This window comes from Rhizobium sp. BE258, assembly GCF_031457345.1.
Lineage (GTDB): Bacteria > Pseudomonadota > Alphaproteobacteria > Rhizobiales > Rhizobiaceae > Rhizobium.
Genome location: NZ_JAVDWL010000008.1, coordinates 192,656 through 209,808, shown reverse-complemented (window position 1 = coordinate 209,808; position 17,153 = coordinate 192,656). Strand labels below are relative to the sequence as shown.

At 61.4% G+C, this 17,153-nt stretch carries 18 protein-coding genes and 1 pseudogene; 3 read left to right on the top strand and 16 right to left on the bottom strand.

Annotated elements, in window-relative coordinates; translation table 11 throughout:
* Positions 1-50: 50 nt before the first annotated feature.
* Genes ntrC through dusB form a run of 3 tightly spaced genes read right to left on the bottom strand, consistent with a single transcriptional unit; the run spans position 51 to position 3,663 of the window.
* Positions 51-1,502, bottom strand: coding sequence for a nitrogen regulation protein NR(I) (gene ntrC, locus J2X43_RS25865; RefSeq protein ID WP_112388138.1), 1,452 nt, complete (start codon positions 1,500-1,502; stop codon positions 51-53).
* The gene (locus tag J2X43_RS25860) at positions 1,499-2,644 is read right to left on the bottom strand and encodes a nitrogen regulation protein NR(II) (RefSeq protein ID WP_310299170.1); all 1,146 of its coding nucleotides are present in this window, start codon (positions 2,642-2,644) and stop codon (positions 1,499-1,501) included. Before J2X43_RS25860 ends, ntrC begins: the two co-directional genes overlap by 4 nt.
* Positions 2,641-3,663, bottom strand: a complete 1,023-nt coding sequence (gene dusB, locus J2X43_RS25855) for a tRNA dihydrouridine synthase DusB (protein WP_310299167.1) — start codon at positions 3,661-3,663, stop codon at positions 2,641-2,643. Before dusB ends, J2X43_RS25860 begins: the two co-directional genes overlap by 4 nt.
* A gap of 144 nt (positions 3,664-3,807) precedes the next feature.
* Here dusB and J2X43_RS25850 point away from each other — a divergent pair, with 144 nt between their 5' ends.
* From J2X43_RS25850 to J2X43_RS25840, 3 genes are all read left to right on the top strand, one after another.
* Positions 3,808-5,028, top strand: a complete 1,221-nt coding sequence (locus J2X43_RS25850) for a bifunctional 2-C-methyl-D-erythritol 4-phosphate cytidylyltransferase/2-C-methyl-D-erythritol 2,4-cyclodiphosphate synthase (RefSeq protein ID WP_310299164.1) — start codon at positions 3,808-3,810, stop codon at positions 5,026-5,028.
* On the top strand, positions 5,025-5,519 hold the full coding sequence (locus J2X43_RS25845; protein WP_112518599.1) for a CinA family protein: 495 nt from the start codon (positions 5,025-5,027) through the stop codon (positions 5,517-5,519). The genes J2X43_RS25850 and J2X43_RS25845 overlap by 4 nt, the downstream gene beginning before the upstream one ends.
* A 75-nt stretch (positions 5,520-5,594) precedes the next feature.
* Entirely contained in the window at positions 5,595-5,900 is a 306-nt protein-coding gene (locus J2X43_RS25840; protein WP_112388133.1) for a hypothetical protein, read from the top strand.
* Positions 5,901-5,902: 2 nt separating this feature from the next.
* On the opposite strand, the gene J2X43_RS25835 is transcribed toward J2X43_RS25840, so the two are convergent.
* From J2X43_RS25835 to eno, 13 genes and pseudogenes are all read right to left on the bottom strand, one after another.
* A complete protein-coding gene (locus tag J2X43_RS25835) occupies positions 5,903-6,349 on the bottom strand; it encodes a type II toxin-antitoxin system RatA family toxin (RefSeq protein ID WP_310299160.1) in 447 nt (148 codons plus the stop codon).
* 9 nt (positions 6,350-6,358) lie between these two features.
* Positions 6,359-6,931: an AAA family ATPase gene (locus tag J2X43_RS25830; RefSeq protein ID WP_310299157.1), complete on the bottom strand. Its 573-nt coding sequence runs from the start codon at positions 6,929-6,931 to the stop codon at positions 6,359-6,361.
* 72 nt (positions 6,932-7,003) lie between these two features.
* Positions 7,004-7,975 carry a lipoyl synthase gene (gene lipA, locus J2X43_RS25825; RefSeq protein WP_310299154.1) on the bottom strand — a complete coding sequence of 324 codons (972 nt, stop codon included), beginning with the start codon at positions 7,973-7,975 and terminating at the stop codon, positions 7,004-7,006.
* Positions 7,976-8,068: 93 nt separating this feature from the next.
* Positions 8,069-8,317, bottom strand: coding sequence for a GlsB/YeaQ/YmgE family stress response membrane protein (locus J2X43_RS25820; RefSeq protein ID WP_112388129.1), 249 nt, complete (start codon positions 8,315-8,317; stop codon positions 8,069-8,071).
* A gap of 14 nt (positions 8,318-8,331) precedes the next feature.
* A pseudogene (locus tag J2X43_RS25815) lies at positions 8,332-8,585 on the bottom strand (GlsB/YeaQ/YmgE family stress response membrane protein).
* 77 nt (positions 8,586-8,662) lie between these two features.
* Positions 8,663-10,111, bottom strand: a complete 1,449-nt coding sequence (gene lpdA / locus J2X43_RS25810) for a dihydrolipoyl dehydrogenase (protein ID WP_310299150.1) — start codon at positions 10,109-10,111, stop codon at positions 8,663-8,665.
* Positions 10,112-10,125: 14 nt separating this feature from the next.
* A complete protein-coding gene (locus J2X43_RS25805) occupies positions 10,126-10,707 on the bottom strand; it encodes a GNAT family N-acetyltransferase (protein ID WP_112388127.1) in 582 nt (193 codons plus the stop codon).
* A 2-nt stretch (positions 10,708-10,709) separates the two neighbouring features.
* A complete protein-coding gene (locus J2X43_RS25800) occupies positions 10,710-11,351 on the bottom strand; it encodes an SGNH/GDSL hydrolase family protein (RefSeq protein ID WP_112539530.1) in 642 nt (213 codons plus the stop codon).
* A gap of 19 nt (positions 11,352-11,370) precedes the next feature.
* Positions 11,371-12,723 (bottom strand): pyruvate dehydrogenase complex dihydrolipoamide acetyltransferase, encoded by a 1,353-nt coding sequence (locus J2X43_RS25795; protein ID WP_310299145.1) that lies wholly within the window; start codon positions 12,721-12,723, stop codon positions 11,371-11,373.
* 15 nt (positions 12,724-12,738) lie between these two features.
* Positions 12,739-14,121, bottom strand: a complete 1,383-nt coding sequence (locus J2X43_RS25790) for a pyruvate dehydrogenase complex E1 component subunit beta (RefSeq protein WP_310299142.1) — start codon at positions 14,119-14,121, stop codon at positions 12,739-12,741.
* 15 nt (positions 14,122-14,136) lie between these two features.
* On the bottom strand, positions 14,137-15,183 hold the full coding sequence (pdhA, locus tag J2X43_RS25785) for a pyruvate dehydrogenase (acetyl-transferring) E1 component subunit alpha (RefSeq protein ID WP_112388123.1): 1,047 nt from the start codon (positions 15,181-15,183) through the stop codon (positions 14,137-14,139).
* A gap of 145 nt (positions 15,184-15,328) precedes the next feature.
* A complete protein-coding gene (locus J2X43_RS25780; RefSeq protein ID WP_112518610.1) occupies positions 15,329-15,649 on the bottom strand; it encodes a septum formation initiator family protein in 321 nt (106 codons plus the stop codon).
* Between the two features lie 144 nt (positions 15,650-15,793).
* Positions 15,794-17,068, bottom strand: a complete 1,275-nt coding sequence (gene eno, locus J2X43_RS25775; protein WP_112388121.1) for a phosphopyruvate hydratase — start codon at positions 17,066-17,068, stop codon at positions 15,794-15,796.
* Between the last annotated feature and the right edge of the window lie 85 nt (positions 17,069-17,153).

Sequence of the window (17,153 nt, the reverse complement as noted above, 5' to 3'; positions counted from 1 at the left end):
ACCTTTAAGCAACGCATTGTGGCGAAAATGCAACGCATGCCGCCACATTGTCAAGCTGTGCGGGAGCTCCGGTAGACCGAAACGCCAAGCTCGCGGATCTTTTTGCGCAGCGTATTGCGGTTCAAGCCCAGCAGATCGGCTGCCTTGATCTGGTTGCCGCGTGTCGCCGTCAGGGCCGCGAGGATCAGCGGATATTCGAGTTCCGTCAGTACACGGTCATAAAGCCCAGGTGGCGGCAAATTCTCGCCAAAACTTGCAAAGTATGTGCGCATATTCTCTTCGACAGCCTGCGCGATGGTCATCGAACCCGAGCGGATCGGACCCTTGTCGATCGGGCTGTCGGGGACGTCGGAGCGCAGCTCGCTTTCGATGATTTCGCGGCTGATCACATCCTGTGGATAAAGTGCCATCAGACGGCGAATAAGGTTCTCAAGCTCGCGCACGTTGCCGGGCCAGGCATAGGCCTTCATCAGCTCCAGCGCTTCCTGATCGAATCGCTTGGTGCCTAGGCCCTCCTTTTCAGCCTGCTGGATGAAGTGGCGGACAAGATCCGGAATATCTTCGGCGCGATCGCGCAGCGGCGGCAGGCGCAGCGGCACGACGTTGAGGCGGTAATACAGATCCTCGCGGAAGAGGCCCTGGTTGATCGCCTGCTTCAGGTCCTTGTTGGTGGCGGCGACGATGCGGACATCGGTGCGGATCGGCGTACGGCCGCCGACCGTGGTGTACTCGCCCTGCTGCAGCACGCGCAGAAGGCGGGTCTGTGCATCCATCGGCATGTCGCCGATTTCGTCGAGGAACAGCGTGCCGCCCTCGGCCTGCTCGAAGCGGCCGGTCGAGCGGTTCTGCGCACCGGTAAAGGCGCCCTTCTCGTGACCGAACAATTCGGATTCGATCAGGTCGCGCGGGATTGCGGCCATGTTGATGGCGACGAAGGGGCCATTGCGGCGCTTGCCGTAATCGTGGAGCGCGCGGGCGACGAGTTCCTTGCCGGTACCGGATTCGCCGGTGATCATCAGCGTCAGGTCGGTCTGCATCAGACGCGCGAGGACGCGGTAGATTTCCTGCATTGCCGCCGAACGGCCGACCAGGGGCATGCCGTCCTGCATGTCCTCGTCGAGTTTCGCGGGCTTCTTCTTCGGCTCGGAAAGCGCCCGGCCGATGATGCCGATCAGTTCCGTCAGGTCGAACGGCTTCGGCAGGTAGTCGTAGGCACCCTTTTCGGAGGCCTTGATCGCCGTCATGAAGGTATTCTGGGCGCTCATGACAAGCACCGGCAGGTCCGGCCGCGCCTTCTTGATGCGCGGCAGCAGATCGAAGGCATTCTCATCGGGCATGATAACGTCGGTCACCACAAGATCGCCCTCGCCTGCCGAAACCCAGCGCCAGAGCGTGGCGGCGTTCGAGGTAATGCGAACATCGTACCCGGCCCGGCTGAGCGCCTGATTGAGCACCGTACGAATGGCCGCATCATCATCTGCGACGAGGATCGTTGCTGTCATCGAGAAGTTCCTGTGGGGTTTGCAATTGCCGCGTCATCGGAAGAGGCATCCTTGGATGCGGGCATCAGGACGCGGAAGGTGGTCTTGTTGTTCTGGCTGTCACATTCGATGATGCCGCCATGGTCGCCGATGATCTTGGCGACCAGCGCCAGACCGAGGCCGCTGCCATTGGTCTTGGTGGTGATGAAGGGATCGAAGAGATGCGGCAACAGGTCGGAGGGAACGCCGGGGCCGTTGTCCTGCACGCAGAATTCCAGCGGCAGCGAAATCTTCTCGCGGGTTCCGGCGACGGAGAGGCGGATACCCGGACGATAGGCCGTCGTCAGCAGGATTTCGCCATCCTGCCGTTCGCCGACGGCTTCTGCCGCGTTCTTCACCAGATTGAGGAACACCTGCACCAGCTGGTCGCGATTGGCGTAAACGGCCGGAAGCGAAGGGTCGTAGTTCTCGGTGATGCGAATCTGGCGGGCGAAGCCAGCCTTGGCCACGGCTTTCACATGATCGAGAACGGAGTGGATATTGACCGGGACGCGATCGACGGGGCGCTCGTCCGAGAAGACTTCCATGCGGTCGACGAGCGATACGATGCGGTCAGTCTCGTCGCAAATCAGCCGCGTCAGCGCCCGGTCCTCATCGATGGCGGATTGTTCGAGAAGCTGGGCCGCGCCGCGGATGCCCGACAGCGGGTTCTTGATCTCATGCGCCAGCATCGATGCAAGGCCGGTTACCGAGCGGGCAGCGGCGCGATGCGTCAGCTGGCGGTCGATCTTGTCAGCCATCGAGCGCTCCTGGAAGACGACGACGACGGAACCCGGCGCGCTGATCACCGGCGCCACATAGAGATCCACCAGCTTGTCCTGGCCAAGGCGGGGCGAGCTCAGATCGACGCGGTATTCATTCACCGGTGCGCGGCGTTCGCGGACCTGATCGATCAGCGCCAGCAGCGGACTGCCGAAGGGAATGAAGGTCGAGATTTTGTAGCGCGCCAAATGCGAGGCGCTGGCGCCGAAGAAAGCCTCGGCCTCCCAATTGGCAAAGGCGACGAGACCGGCCTCGTCCACCATGATGACAGGGTTCTGGATGGCATTCAGAACCGCCATCGCCACACCACCCGTCTGATCCGCCTGCGTCTTGTCGGTCATGCCGCCTCCCGGCTTTCAGCTGCTTCTGCCTCTGCAGAGAGCGCATCGTAAAGCCGCCGCTCCACCTCCAGCGGCTGCTTCGAAGTCATGATCACGGCTTTGTCGTCCTTTGACAGCGCTGGCGCATAGCGCTCCAGGTACCAGCCGAGATGCTTGCGCGAATGGCGAATGGCGACATGTTCGCCGTAGAATTCGAGCATCATCCGGTAATGTTCGACGGCGATATCAGCGATTTCCGGGCGCTTCGGACCGGCGGCACCGGCAATGACGCCCGCGTGCCAGGGGCGGCCCTGACAGCCACGGCCGAGCATTACCGCATCGGCGCCCGAGCGGCGGAGGATTTCCTCAGCATCCTCAGGCGTGTTGACATCGCCATTGGCGATCAGCGGCACGGAAATGACATCGCGGACGGCGCGGATCGCATCCCAGTCCGCCTTGCCTTCGTAAAATTGCATGCGGGTGCGGCCATGGATGGTGATCAGCTGGACGCCGGCATCCTCGGCGCGCTTGGCAATCTCGGGAGCGTTCAGCGAATTCTCGTCCCAGCCGAGGCGCATCTTCAGCGTGACAGGCACATTGACGGCCTTCACCGTCGCCTCGATCAGTGTGAGAGCATGATCAGGATCGCGCATCAGCGCCGAGCCCGAATAACCGCCGATGACCTTCTTTGCCGGGCAGCCCATGTTGATGTCGATAATATCGGCACCTGCGTCGGCAGCGACCTTTGCCGCCTCTCCCATCCAATAGGCCTCGCGACCGGCAAGCTGCACCATATGCGGCTTGAAACCGGCGGCTTGCAGCCGTGACCAGGATTCGGCGGCGTTGTTGACCAGTTCACGGCTCGCAACCATCTCGGTGACGACGAGACCGGCGCCGTATCGCCAGGCCAATTGCCGGAACGGCATATCGGTGACGCCGGACATGGGCGCCAGCGCAACACGGTTGCGCACGGAGACGTTTCCGATCTGCAAAGGCGCTGCTAGGTTCACTCGATGCAATTGATTATCTTTCAGGCACACAATATGGCTGCACTATTTTTAGCCATAGACGAATGGCTTGCCAAGAGGCTTTGGTTAGAATTGATATTTTTCGGGCAGAAGCTGGAAAGCCGGTAGCCGAGCCTATAGAGCACATGTGTCGCTTTCTGCTTATTTTAGGGATTTATGGCGCAAATGCATTCGAAGCAACCATTATCGGCCGGTATCGTCGTCGTTGCCGCCGGGCGCGGCGAGCGTGCAGGCGCGTCCACCGAGGGTCCGAAGCAGTACCGGATGATCGGCGGCAAGCCGGTTATTGCCCACACGCTTGAAAACTTCATGACATGGGAACATGCCTCGCAGATCGTCGTCGTCATTCATCCCGACGACGAGGCGCTGTTCGACAAGGCGCTGCGCCATATCCTCTCGGCAACGCCGATCGTGGCAGTTCATGGCGGCGCGACGCGCCAGCAGTCGGTCCTGGCGGGTCTCAGGCATCTCAAGGACAGGGGCATCACCCACGTGCTGATCCACGATGCGGTACGGCCGTTCTTCGACCATGACCTGCTCGATCGCATTGCCGGTGCGCTAACCGACGGCGCGCCCGCGGTTCTCCCGGCAACACCGGTCGCCGATACGCTGAAGCGCGCCAACAAAGACGGAACGGTTCTCGAAACCGTCTCGCGCGACCATCTCTTCGCAGCGCAGACACCGCAGTCCTTCGCCTATGATGCCATTCTTGCAGCTCATGAGAAGGCCCATTCCGCAGGCCGCATCGATTTCACCGACGACGCATCGATTGCCGAATGGGCCGGAATGCCGGTAACCATCGTGGAAGGATCGGCTGACAACATGAAACTGACCGTCAAACGCGATATCGCCCTTGCCGACAACCGGCTGTCGTCGTCTGCCTTACCCGATGTTCGCACAGGCAATGGCTACGACGTCCACCAGCTCGTGCCCGGCGACGGGGTGACGCTCTGCGGGCTGTTCATTCCGCACGACCAGAAGCTCAAGGGCCATTCGGACGCCGATGTCGCGCTGCATGCCTTGACGGACGCGCTGCTTGCCACATGCGGCGCCGGCGATATCGGCGATCACTTCCCGCCATCCGACCCGCAGTGGAAGGGTGCCGCCTCGCGGATTTTCCTTGAGCACGCGGCGAAAATCGTCCGCGACTGCGGCGGCACGATCATGAATGCCGACGTCTCGCTGATCGCCGAAGCGCCGAAGGTCGGCCCTCACCGCGATCAGATGCGCGCCAATCTGGCCGAATTCCTCGGTATCTCGATCGGCCGCTGCTCGGTCAAGGCGACCACCAACGAAACGATCGGCTTCGTCGGCCGCCGTGAAGGCATCGCGGCAATTGCCACGGCCACGGTTGTCTTCCGTGGCACGAAGGAGTGACGATGTTTCCGGCTGATATCCTTGCTCTCTCAGAAAAGATCATCCGGGAGTTTTCGGCCGCCGGCCTGATGGTCTCGACGGCCGAGTCCTGCACCGGCGGATTGATCGCCAGCGCCCTGACGGAGATTTCCGGGTCGTCAGCCGTCGTCGACCGTGGCTTTGTGACCTATACGAATACCGCCAAGATGGAGATGCTCGGCGTTCACGACGAGGCGCTCGCCCGCTTCGGCGCGGTCTCCGAGGAGACGGCGAGGCAGATGGTGCATGGCGCCCTCTTCCGCTCGCGCGCCGCTGTGGCGGTTGCCGTTACCGGCATTGCGGGCCCTGGCGGCGGCTCGCCGGAGAAGCCTGTCGGTCTCGTGCATCTCGCAGCAAAATCACGGCGCGGCGAACTCCTCCATCGCAAGATGCTCTATGGCGATATCGGCCGCGAACAGGTTCGGCTCGCGACCGTTGCGACAGCACTGGAAATGCTGCTGTCGCTGAAGTAGCATGCCGGAACAAAAGTCTTCTGCTACCGTTCCTGCCGCGTTGCCGGCCAATGCCGGTTTTGAAGGATTGTTCCCATGCGATACTTGGCCGTCTTCGGCGTTGCATTGAGCCTCGGCTGCATTTCCGCCGCGGAAGCACCGTCCAATTACCAGACCTATACCGGCATCCGTGTCGATTCCGATCCGGTGCTGCTGGCGCGTTACGACCGCGCCCTCTCCTATTGCGAGCGAGAATCGGTGTCGTGGCGCGGTTCACCCGACACGCGCAGCCTGCGCTACAATACCGCGCTGAGGAACTGCCTCTACCGCCGTAGCTTCGTCGATCGCGGCTACTATGCCTATCCGGCAACGCAGGTCTTCGACCACTTCCTCGACCGCTGAGCTCAGCTGCCGTAGATCGCCGCCGCGCGCTTTTCGAAGGCTTCCGTGAACATGCGGAACGCCCTGTCGAACATCGTGCCCATGAGCGCGCCGAGAATGCGGCTCTTGAACTCGTAGTCGATGAAGAAATTCACCGTCGAGCCGTTGGCGGCGTCGGTGAAGCTCCAGCGGTTGTCGAGATACTTGAACGGGCCGTCGATATATTTGACGTCGATGACGTGTTCGGCCTTGTTGAGCAGCACCTGGGTCGTGAAGGTTTCGCGGATCGCCTTGTAGCCGACCGTCATGTCGGCCACGAGCAGGATCTTGCCATCGCGCTCCTTGCGGCTGCGCACGGTCAGTGCCTCGCAGAGCGGCAGGAATTCCGGATAGCGTTCGACATCGGCAACGAGGTCGAACATCTGCTCGGCACTATGGGGAACGGGGCGATGCGTTTCGAATTGCGGCATGAAGGGCAGTTAAGCGGGCGCATCGAGAAGATCAAGAAGGCGGCTCACCTCTCGCCGGCTTTTCAGCTGGAAAACCGGGACATCGGGGCCGTGGCGATCGATACCGGCGATGACGAGCGGTGCGAACCGCCGCTCGAACGTCCAGATATAGGTGAGGAACTCGCGATCCGGCAGCTGTTCCCGGCATCCGGGCGCCATATCCGGCCGCGTCTTGCCGAGATGAAGGAAAGCGCGCTTGCAGATGCCCCATAGGCAAAGCCAGCGCGGCATGCGCACCCAGAGGATCAGTTGCGTGCGCGGGACGCGGATATCGAAGGTCGATGGGCCGGTTCCGTCCATCAGCCACCCATCGCCGTTGACGGTATCGGTGATCAATTGCCGTTCCTCGGCTTTCTGGCGCTTCACCCAGCCCGGCAGCCAGAAGAATTCCCTGTCCATCGAGATATGGGTGAGACCCAGCCTGGCGGCAAGCTTTCGTGACAGCGTGCTCTTGCCGCCGCCAGAGCAGCCGATGACCATGATCCGGGAGGACCGGCGCGCAAGGCGGACGGCTTCACCGATATCGTCGATATAAGCAGGCATCGCGTCTCTCGCTCGCAAACAAAAAGCCGCGGCGAAAATCGCCGCGGCTTTCAGAAAATGCAAGCAGGGATTTTATTCTGCGGCGATCAGCGTCTTCTTTTCGCGCGCAGCTTTCAGACGGGCGAAGTCGTCGCCGGCGTGATGCGAGGAGCGCGTCAGCGGGCTGGAGGCGACCATCAGGAAGCCCTTGGTATAGGCGACCGTCTCGTAGGACTTGAATTCCTCCGGCGTGACGAAGCTCATGACCGCATGGTGCTTTTTGGTCGGCTGCAGGTACTGGCCGATCGTCAGAAAATCGACGTCGGCGGTGCGCAGGTCGTCCATCAGCTGGAGGACTTCATTCCGCTCTTCCCCGAGACCGACCATGATCCCTGATTTGGTGAACATCGTCGGGTCCAGTTCCTTGACGCGCTGCAGCAGCCGGATGGAGTGGAAATAGCGGGCGCCCGGACGAACGGTCAGATAGTTGCCCGGCACGGTTTCCATGTTGTGGTTGAAAACGTCAGGCTTGGCGGCGACGACGCGCTCCAGGGCACCCGGCTTCTTCAGGAAGTCAGGCGTCAGGATCTCGATCGTCGTCTGAGGAGACGCGGCGCGGATGGCCCAGATCACCTTTTCGAAATGCTCGGCGCCGCCATCGGCCAGATCGTCACGATCGACCGAGGTGATGACGACGTGCGAAAGGCCCATCTGCTTGACTGCCTTGGCGACATTCTCGGGCTCGGCCATATCCAGCGCATTCGGCTTGCCTGTCGAGACATTGCAGAAGGCGCAGGCACGGGTACAGATCTCGCCCATGATCATGAAGGTGGCGTGCTTCTTGTCCCAGCACTCGCCAATATTCGGGCAGCCGGCTTCCTCGCAGACCGTGACGAGCTTGTGCTCCTTCACGATCGAGCGCGTCTCGGAATACCCCTTCGACGTCGGCGCCTTGACGCGGATCCAGTCCGGCTTGCGCAGCACTTCCTGGTCCGGCCGGTGGGCCTTTTCGGGATGGCGCACGCGCTTTACATCGGGATTGATCGTGTCGAGGATAGTGACCATTGCAGTTTCAACTTTCCGCCGCCCCATGCGGCTTCATCATCAGTCTGCACATAAGTGTTTTACTCAGATCTTACAATCGAGCCGTCATGTGCATCATCGCCGGACGAGCCGGGCGAGGAAAATCAGCAGGCAGGCGCCCAGGAAGCCGGTGACGAAGTAGCCGAGCCGCCCGCCGGCCACTTCGATATGGAATTGCGCCAGAATGGCGGTGGCGACGACGGAGCCGACGATGCCGAGCACGATGTTCAGCAGAATGCCGTACCGTGCCTCCATCAGCTTGCCTGCGAGCCAGCCCGCAAAACCGCCGATGATGATTGCCGCTATCCAGCCGACGCCTTCCATATGGATCCTTTTCCCTACGCTATCGCCCTTGCGATCAGCACCACGATGATGGCACCGACCGTGGCGTGAATGATCTGTACCACCAACGCATTTTCAATGCCGAGCGAGATGCCCAGTGCATTGAACAGAAACCCGCCCACGAAGGCGCCGATGACGCCGCTCAGCAGGCACCGTTCAGCCCGCCCCCACCGACCACGAGGCTTGCCAGAAAACCGGCGACAAGCCCGATCAGCAGGAAGATGAGCAATGCCTGCGTACTCATTGACATGATGATTTCCTTTCGTTTTTCCCTCTTTCAGGGATGGCCTCTGCCATCCTCAAGAAAGAGGGCGGAAACGGAAATTATCAAGCGTTCAGCACGCGTCCGTAAGCGTCGAGCACGGCTTCCTTCATCGATTCTGAAACGGTCGGATGCGGGAAGATCGTGTGCATCAGTTCTTCTTCGGTCGTCTCCAGGTTCATGGCGACGACGAAGCCCTGGATGAGCTCGGTGACTTCGGCGCCGACCATGTGGGCGCCAAGCAGTTCGCCGGTCTTCTTGTCGAAGATCACCTTGACCATGCCCTGGTCTTCGCCGAGCGCAATCGCCTTGCCATTGGCGACGAAGGAGAAGCGGCCGACGCGGATATCGCGGCCCTCAGCCTTGGCCTTGGCTTCCGTCAGACCGACGGAGGCGACCTGCGGGTTGCAATAGGTGCAGCCGGGAACCTTGCTCTTGTCGGTCGGGTGTACGTTCGGCAGGCCGGCGATCTTCTCGATGCAGACGACGCCTTCGTGTTCTGCCTTGTGAGCGAGCATCGGCGGGCCGGCGACGTCGCCGATGGCGTAGATGCCGGGGACATTGGTCTTGCCGTAGCCGTCGATGACGACGCAGCCGCGGTCGGTCTTCACGCCGAGCGCCTCGAGGCCGAGGTTCTCGATATTGCCCTGAACGCCGACGGCGGAGATCATGCGATCGGCGGTGATCTGCTGCACCTTGCCGTCAGCCGTCTCGACATGCGCCGTGACGCTGTCCGCCGATTTCTCGACCTTGGTGATCTTGGCGCTGGTGAAAATCTTCAGGCCGCGCTTTTCCAGCTGCTTGCGGGCAATCGCGGTGATCTCGGCATCTTCGACCGGCATGATGGTCGGCATGACTTCGACGACGGTGACGTCGACGCCCATCGAGCGGTAGAAGCTGGCGAACTCGATGCCAATGGCGCCCGAGCCCATGACGATCAGCGACTTCGGCAGAACATCCGGCTTCAGCGCTTCGAAATAGGTCCAGATCAGCTTGCCATCCGGCTCGATGCCCGGCAGCGCGCGCGGGCGGGCACCGGTGGCGATGATGATGTGCTTGGCAGTGTAGGTGCCGCCTTCGGCCTTGATGTTCCTCGGCAGCGGATGCTGCGGCTCGACGACCGGCTTCGACGACTTGGAGACGACAATCTCGCCGGGCTTGGTGATCTTCGCCTCGCCCCAGATGACATCGACCTTGTTCTTCTTCATTAGGAAGCCGACGCCGGCATTCAGGCGGCCGGAAACGGCGCGCGAGCGGGCGACGACAGCCTTGGTGTCGGCCTTGACCGAACCTTCGAGAACGAGGCCGTAATCCTTCAGGTGGTTCGAATGATCGAGGATTTCGGCGGAGCGCAGCAGCGCCTTGGTCGGAATACAGCCCCAGTTCAGGCAGATGCCGCCCAGATGCTCGCGCTCGACGATCGCGACCTTCAGACCGAGCTGACCGGCGCGCACCGCAGCGACATAACCGCCCGGACCAGAACCGATGATGATGACGTCGTAATTCTCAGCCATGTTTTCCTGCCTTTTTATCCGGCGAGGCGGGTCAAAAGCACCCACTCGTGTTTCTTGCTGCTCTCGAAAATCGGCACGGCATCCGCGCGATCCGCTTCCGAGAAACCATTCTTCTTGTACAGCGCCAGCGCTGCCTCATTGTCGCTCGATGTGATCAGGCTGACCGGCAAGCCATTTGCCTTGTCGATCTGATCGCCGAGCAGTTTCATTCCAATGCCGATGCCGCGCAGATGGCGGTAGACGGCCAGCGTACCGATGAACCAGCCGCCGGCGACCGTCTTCTGCATGGTGATCACAGGCACCAGCGCCGGACGATCCGTTTCGATGGCGCTGATGCCGGCGCCGAGTTCGTAACCCACCGCCGCTCCGGCGATCTCACCATAGGCTTCGGCGACAACAGCATTCTGCCAGCTGCCCCACTCGCCATCCCGGCTCATCTTCAGCCGGCCCTGCTCGAGGGGTGTATCGACCTTGCCGCCGGAGACTTCGGAGAACCAAAGCCAGGAGGCGAAACCGTGAGAGCCGATATCGACGAGGATCGCGAGTTCCGCCGCATCCCGCCGTTCCGCCGGCCGCAGCGCGGCGAAGGTGCCCACGGTCACACTCCCAGCATCATCCGGACGACCGATTCCAGACCGCGCCCGAGAGCGCGGGTATTTTCCGCATCGAGATGCACGCCATCGAGCGGCGTGGTTCTCGCAACCGAACTGCCGTCGAAGAAACCACAGCCGAGTTCGTCGGCGAGATCGCGATAGAGGGTCGCGAGCTTTGCAGACTCCTCGACACCACCGGCAAAGGACGCGGCAAACGGCGCGTTCGCCGTCTCGCACAGAACCGGCGGCGCGACGATCAGGATATCCGGCCCGTCGAATTCGAAGGGCCAGGCATGATTGCGGATCAGCCGCACCAGGCGGGCGATGCCCTGGCAGGCGGCAAAGGCCGAACCTGCCACCACGGGCTTCATGTCGTTGGTGCCGAGCAGCAGGATGACGAGATCAAGCGGCGCATGCGTCTGCAGGATGGTCGGCAACACACGGGCACCGTTGCGGTCGCAATCGGCCAGATGGTCGTCGAAGGCGGTGGTCCGGCCGTTCAAGCCTTCAGCGATGACGCGCGTGCCGTTGCCGAGCGCTGCCTGCAGCACGCTCGGCCAACGATCCTCGTAGGCATGGCGGCCGATCGTCTCGGCGCTGTAGCCCCAGGTCAGCGAGTCACCATAGCAAAGAACGGTCTTCGTCATTTCCGCCTCCGCTCAATGCTCAGACGAGCATGCCCATCGGGTTTTCGATATAGCCCTTGAAGGCCTGCAGCAGCTGCGCGCCAAGCGCACCGTCGACGCAGCGATGGTCGGTTGACAGAGTGACGCTCATAACCGTTGCAATGGCCATTTCGCCCTTCTTGACGACAACGCGCTGCTCGCCTGCGCCGACCGCCAGGATCGTTGCATGCGGCGGGTTGATGACGGCTGCGAAATCCTTCACGCCCATCATGCCCATGTTCGAAACCGAGGTCGTGCCGCCCTGATATTCCTCAGGCTTCAGCTTGCGATCCTTGGCGCGCTTGCCGAGGTCCTTCATCTCGTTGGAGATGGCAGACAGCGTCTTCAGCTCGGCCTTGCGGATGATCGGGGTGATCAGACCGCCTGGGATCGAGACCGCGACGCCGACATCGGCATGCTTGTGCTTGACCATGTTGTTGTCGGTCCAGGAAACGTTCGCATCCGGAACGTCGCGCAGCGCCAGAGCCATCGCCTTGATGACCATGTCGTTGACCGAGAGCTTGTAGGCCGGTGCGCTGTCCTTGCGGGGCGCTGCATCGTTGAGCTGCGCACGAAGCGCCATCAGCGCATCGAGTTCGCAATCGACGGTGACGTAGAAGTGCGGCACGGTCTGCTTCGATTCCACCAGACGGCGGGCAATCGTCTTGCGCATGTTGTCATGCGGCACAAGCTCGTAGGAACCCTGCTCGAAGAGCTTGAGAACGGCTTCTTCCGAAGCACCCTTCGGGGCTGCGGCAGGAGCGGCAGCGGCCTGAGGTGCAGCGGCAGAAGCAGCAGGCGCAGCCGCCTTGGCACCACCACCGGATACGGCAGCTTCGACATCGCTCTTGACGACGCGGCCATGCGGGCCGGAGCCGGTGACAGCGGCGATATCGATACCGGCTTCCTTCGCGAGGCGGCGTGCCAGCGGCGAAGAGAAGGTGCGGTTGCCAGACGATGCGACAGCAGCAGGCGCTGCGGCCGGAGCGGTAGCGGCAGGAGCGGCGGCTGCCGGGGCAGCTGCGGCTTCAGCCTTCGGTGCAGGGGCAGCTTCTGCCTTCGGAGCCGGCGCGGACGAACCGGCGCCGCTTGCGGCAGCCTTCACGTCTTCGCCATCGGCTGCCAGAACAGCGATCAGCGCGTTGACCTTGACGCCTTCCGTACCAGCCGGAACGACGATCTTGGCAACCGTGCCTTCATCGACAGCTTCGACTTCCATCGTCGCCTTGTCGGTTTCGATCTCGGCGATGACATCGCCGGACTTGACCGTGTCGCCTTCCTTGACCAGCCACTTGGCCAGGTTGCCTTCTTCCATCGTCGGAGAGAGGGCAGGCATCGTGATGTTGATAGGCATCGAAATACCCTCCCCTTATTTGTAGCAGACGGTCTTCACTGCCTGGACGACTTCGTCGACATTCGGCAGCGCCAGCTTTTCGAGGTTTGCGGCGTAGGGCATCGGAACATCCTTGCCGGCGATCGTCAGGACCGGTGCATCGAGATAGTCGAAGGCCTGCTGCATGACGCGGGTGGCGATTTCGGTGCCGACCGAGTTCTGCGGGTAGCCTTCTTCGACGGTGACCAGACGGCCGGTCTTCTTGACCGATTCGATAACCGTCGGAAGGTCCATCGGGCGCAGCGTGCGCAGGTCGATCAGCTCGACATCGATGCCGATCTTTTCGAGTTCGGCGGCTGCCTTCGTGGCATAGGTCATGCCGATGCCGAAGGAGACGATGGTGACGTCCTTGCCCTGGCGGTGAATGCGGGCCTTGCCGATCGGCAGGACGAAATTGTCGAGCTTCGGCACATCGAAGTGCTGACCGTAGAGAATTTCGTTCTCGAGGAAGACGACCGGGTTCGGATCGCGGATCGCAGCCTTCAGCAGGCCCTTGGCGTCGGCTGCCGTATAAGGCATGACGACCTTGAGGCCGGGGATCTGGCTGTACCAGGAAGCGTAATCCTGGCTGTGCTGGGCGCCGACGCGTGCGGCTGCACCGTTCGGGCCGCGGAAGACGATCGGAGCGCCCATCTGACCGCCAGACATGTAGAGCGTCTTGGCAGCGGAGTTGATGATCTGGTCGATCGCCTGCATGGCGAAGTTGAAGGTCATGAACTCGACGATCGGCTTCAGGCCGGCCATCGCAGCGCCGACGCCGACGCCGGCAAAGCCGTGCTCGGTGATCGGGGTGTCGATGACGCGGCGGGCGCCGAATTCCTGCAGCAGGCCCTGGGTCACCTTGTAGGCGCCCTGATACTCGGCCACTTCTTCGCCCATGACGAAGACGTTGTCGTCAGCGCGCATTTCTTCGGCCATGGCGTCGCGAAGCGCTTCGCGAACAGTCATCGAGACCATCTCGGTGCCAGCGGGGATTTCCGGATCGTTCGGTGCTGCTGCCTTCGGCTCAGCCGGAACCGGTGCTGCGGCAGGCTTGGCTTCTGCGGCCGGTGCGGGAGCAGCGGCAGGTGCCGGTGCAGCAGCGGGTGCTGCCGACGAGATGTCGGAAGCCGATTCGCCGTCCTGCAGGAGGATCGCGATCTTTGCGTTGACCTTCACGTTTTCGGTGCCGGCCGGAACCAGCAGCTTGCCGATCACGCCTTCATCGACAGCTTCGACTTCCATCGTCGCCTTGTCGGTTTCGATTTCGGCAATCACGTCACCCGAGGCGACCTTGTCGCCTTCATTCTTGAGCCACTTGGACAGCGTGCCTTCTTCCATCGTCGGAGAGAGGGCGGGCATGAGGATATCGATAGGCATTGGTTCCCTCCCCGATTAGAGCAGAATGTCGGTGTAGAGCGCGGATGCATCCGGCTCCGGATCGTTCTGGGCGAAATCGGCGCTGTCGGCGACGATGTCGCGGACGTCCTTGTCGATCGCCTTCAGATCGTCTTCGGAGGCCCAGCCCTTTTCGACGAGGCGCTGGCGCACCTGCTCGATCGGGTCATGCTCCGAGCGCATCTTCTGCACTTCGTCCTTGGAACGGTACTTGGCCGGGTCCGACATGGAGTGGCCACGGTAGCGGTAGGTCAGCATTTCCAGGATGATCGGGCCCTTGCCGGAGCGGCAATGCTCGAGCGCCTCGTCGGCGGCAGCCTTGACGGCGCGCACATCCATGCCGTCGACCTGTACACCCGGAATGCCGAAGCCGGAGCCGCGCAGCGAATAGTTCGACTGTGCGGTGGCGCGAGCCGTGGAGGTGCCCATGGCGTAGCGGTTGTTTTCGACGATATAGATGATCGGCAGCTTCCAGAGTGCCGCCATGTTGAAGCTTTCGTAGACTTGGCCCTGGTTGGCCGCGCCGTCGCCGAAATAGGCAACGCTGACCGAGTCATTGCCGCGGTAGCGGTTGGCAAATGCCAGACCGGTGCCGAGCGAGACCTGCGCGCCGACGATGCCGTGTCCGCCGTAGAAATGCTTTTCCTTGGAGAACATGTGCATCGAACCGCCCTTCCCGTGGGAATAGCCGTTGCGGCGGCCGGTCAGTTCGGCCATGACGCCGCGGGCGCTCATGCCGGTTGCCAGCATGTGACCGTGGTCGCGATAGGCAGTGATGACCTGATCTCCATCCTTCTGTGCCATCTGCATGCCGACGACGACAGCTTCCTGGCCGATGTAAAGGTGACAGAAACCACCGATGAAGCCCATGCCGTAAAGCTGACCGGCCTTCTCTTCGAAGCGGCGGATCAGCAGCATCTCGCGGTAAGCCTTGAGCTCCTCGTCACGATCGAAATCGGCGACAGGACCACCATTCGAGGCCTTGGCTGCGGATTTTGCGCTGGTCTTGCGGCTGGAAACGGTCGCGTTCTTTCGCGGCGCCATTCAACCCTCCCTATGGGTTTGTGGTTCTTAGGTGGCGCGTACCATAGGGAAGAAATATGGCCACAGCAATGCCATAAATGCATGGCACGTATTCAGGATTAAGCCACTGATAATTCTATATAATTAACGATTAACTTGTTTTCGGTTAATTGGAATATGAATTGAATATGACGACCTCGTCGGCACGTGACATGTTCAGCTGGTAACGGGCTTTTTCGTCCAGCATATCCTTGTCGAGAGAGCCATCACTCAGGAGCGCGACCTGCTGCTCGATATGCTCGCGCTTGGCTTTCAGCGTCGCAAGCTCCTTCTCGCGGGCGATGCGCCGCTGCTCGAAGACTTCGGTCGCACGCAGGCCGTAATCGCCATGGATGCAATGATAGCCGAAATAGGAGAGAAAGGCGACCGTCATAGCCGGAACAACGAACCGGCCGATCTTCTTTTTCTTATGATGCTTTGTCCACATACGCACACATGCTCTAAAACGCATTACCTATGCGATGAGAGTAGCGCCCAGAGATTAACCGTCCGTTGACTATGAATTCTTGCGGACAAGAAAAAACCCGCGCTGGTGAAGCGCGGGTTTCAAGGCATTGATCGCTAACGGCTATCAGCCGCGGATGATCGAGCGGCCGGCGTAGCGGGCCTGCGGGCCGAGGCCCTCTTCGATGCGGATCAGCTGGTTGTACTTTGCCAGACGATCCGAGCGCGACAGCGAGCCGGTCTTGATCTGACCGCAGTTGGTGGCAACTGCGAGATCGGCGATCGTGGAATCTTCGGTTTCGCCAGAACGGTGCGACATGACGGCGGTGTAGGCAGCCTTGTGCGCTGTGTTGACGGCGTCGAGCGTTTCCGTCAGCGAGCCGATCTGGTTGACCTTGACGAGGATGGAGTTGGCAACGCCCATCTTGATGCCGTCGCGCAGGCGGGCCGAGTTGGTGACGAAGAGATCGTCGCCGACCAGCTGGACCTTCTTGCCGGCCAGATCGGTCAGGGCCTTCCAGCCGTCCCAATCGTCTTCAGCCATGCCGTCTTCGATCGAAATGATCGGATACTGGGCAGCGAGCTGCGCCAGGTATTCGGCCATTGCGCCCGGCTCCAGCGTGCGGCCTTCGCCTTCCAGAACGTACTTGCCGTCCTTGAAGAATTCGGTCGAGGCGCAGTCGAGGCCGAGATAGATGTCTTCGCCCGGCTTGTAGCCAGCCTTTTCGATCGACTTCATGATGAAATCGAGGGCTTCAGGCGCGCTCTTCAGGCCCGGTGCGAAGCCGCCTTCGTCGCCGACGTTGGTGTTGTGGCCCTGAGCCGAGAGTTCCTTCTTGAGGACGTGGAAGACTTCCGAACCCATGCGGACGGCTTCACGGATCGAGTCGGCACCGACGGGCAGGATCATGAATTCCTGGAAGTCGATCGGATTGTCGGCATGAGCGCCGCCGTTGATGATGTTCATCATCGGAACCGGCAGCAGGTGGGCGGAAGCGCCACCGACGTAACGATAAAGCGGCAGGCCGGCAGCTTCAGCGGCAGCCTTGGCGACAGCGAGCGAAACGCCGAGGATGGCGTTGGCGCCGAGGCGCGACTTGTTCGGCGTGCCGTCCAGCTCGATCATGATGTTGTCGATCTGGATCTGGTTTTCAGCGTCGATGCCGCCGATGGCGTCAAAGATTTCCGTGTTGGCGGCTTCGACAGCCTTTTCAACACCCTTGCCGAGATAGCGCTTGCCGCCATCGCGAACTTCGACGGCTTCGTGCGCGCCGGTCGAGGCACCCGACGGAACAGCCGCGCGGCCCATGCTGCCATCTTCCAGATAAACGTCGACCTCGACGGTGGGGTTGCCACGGCTATCGAGAATCTCGCGGGCGATGATATCGGTAATTGCAGTCATGGGTTTCTTCCTGCTCGGTGGGTGGGATAAATCGTTTGAAATCGTCTTAATCGAAGGCACGCAAATTACAATGGCCGTTTTTGAG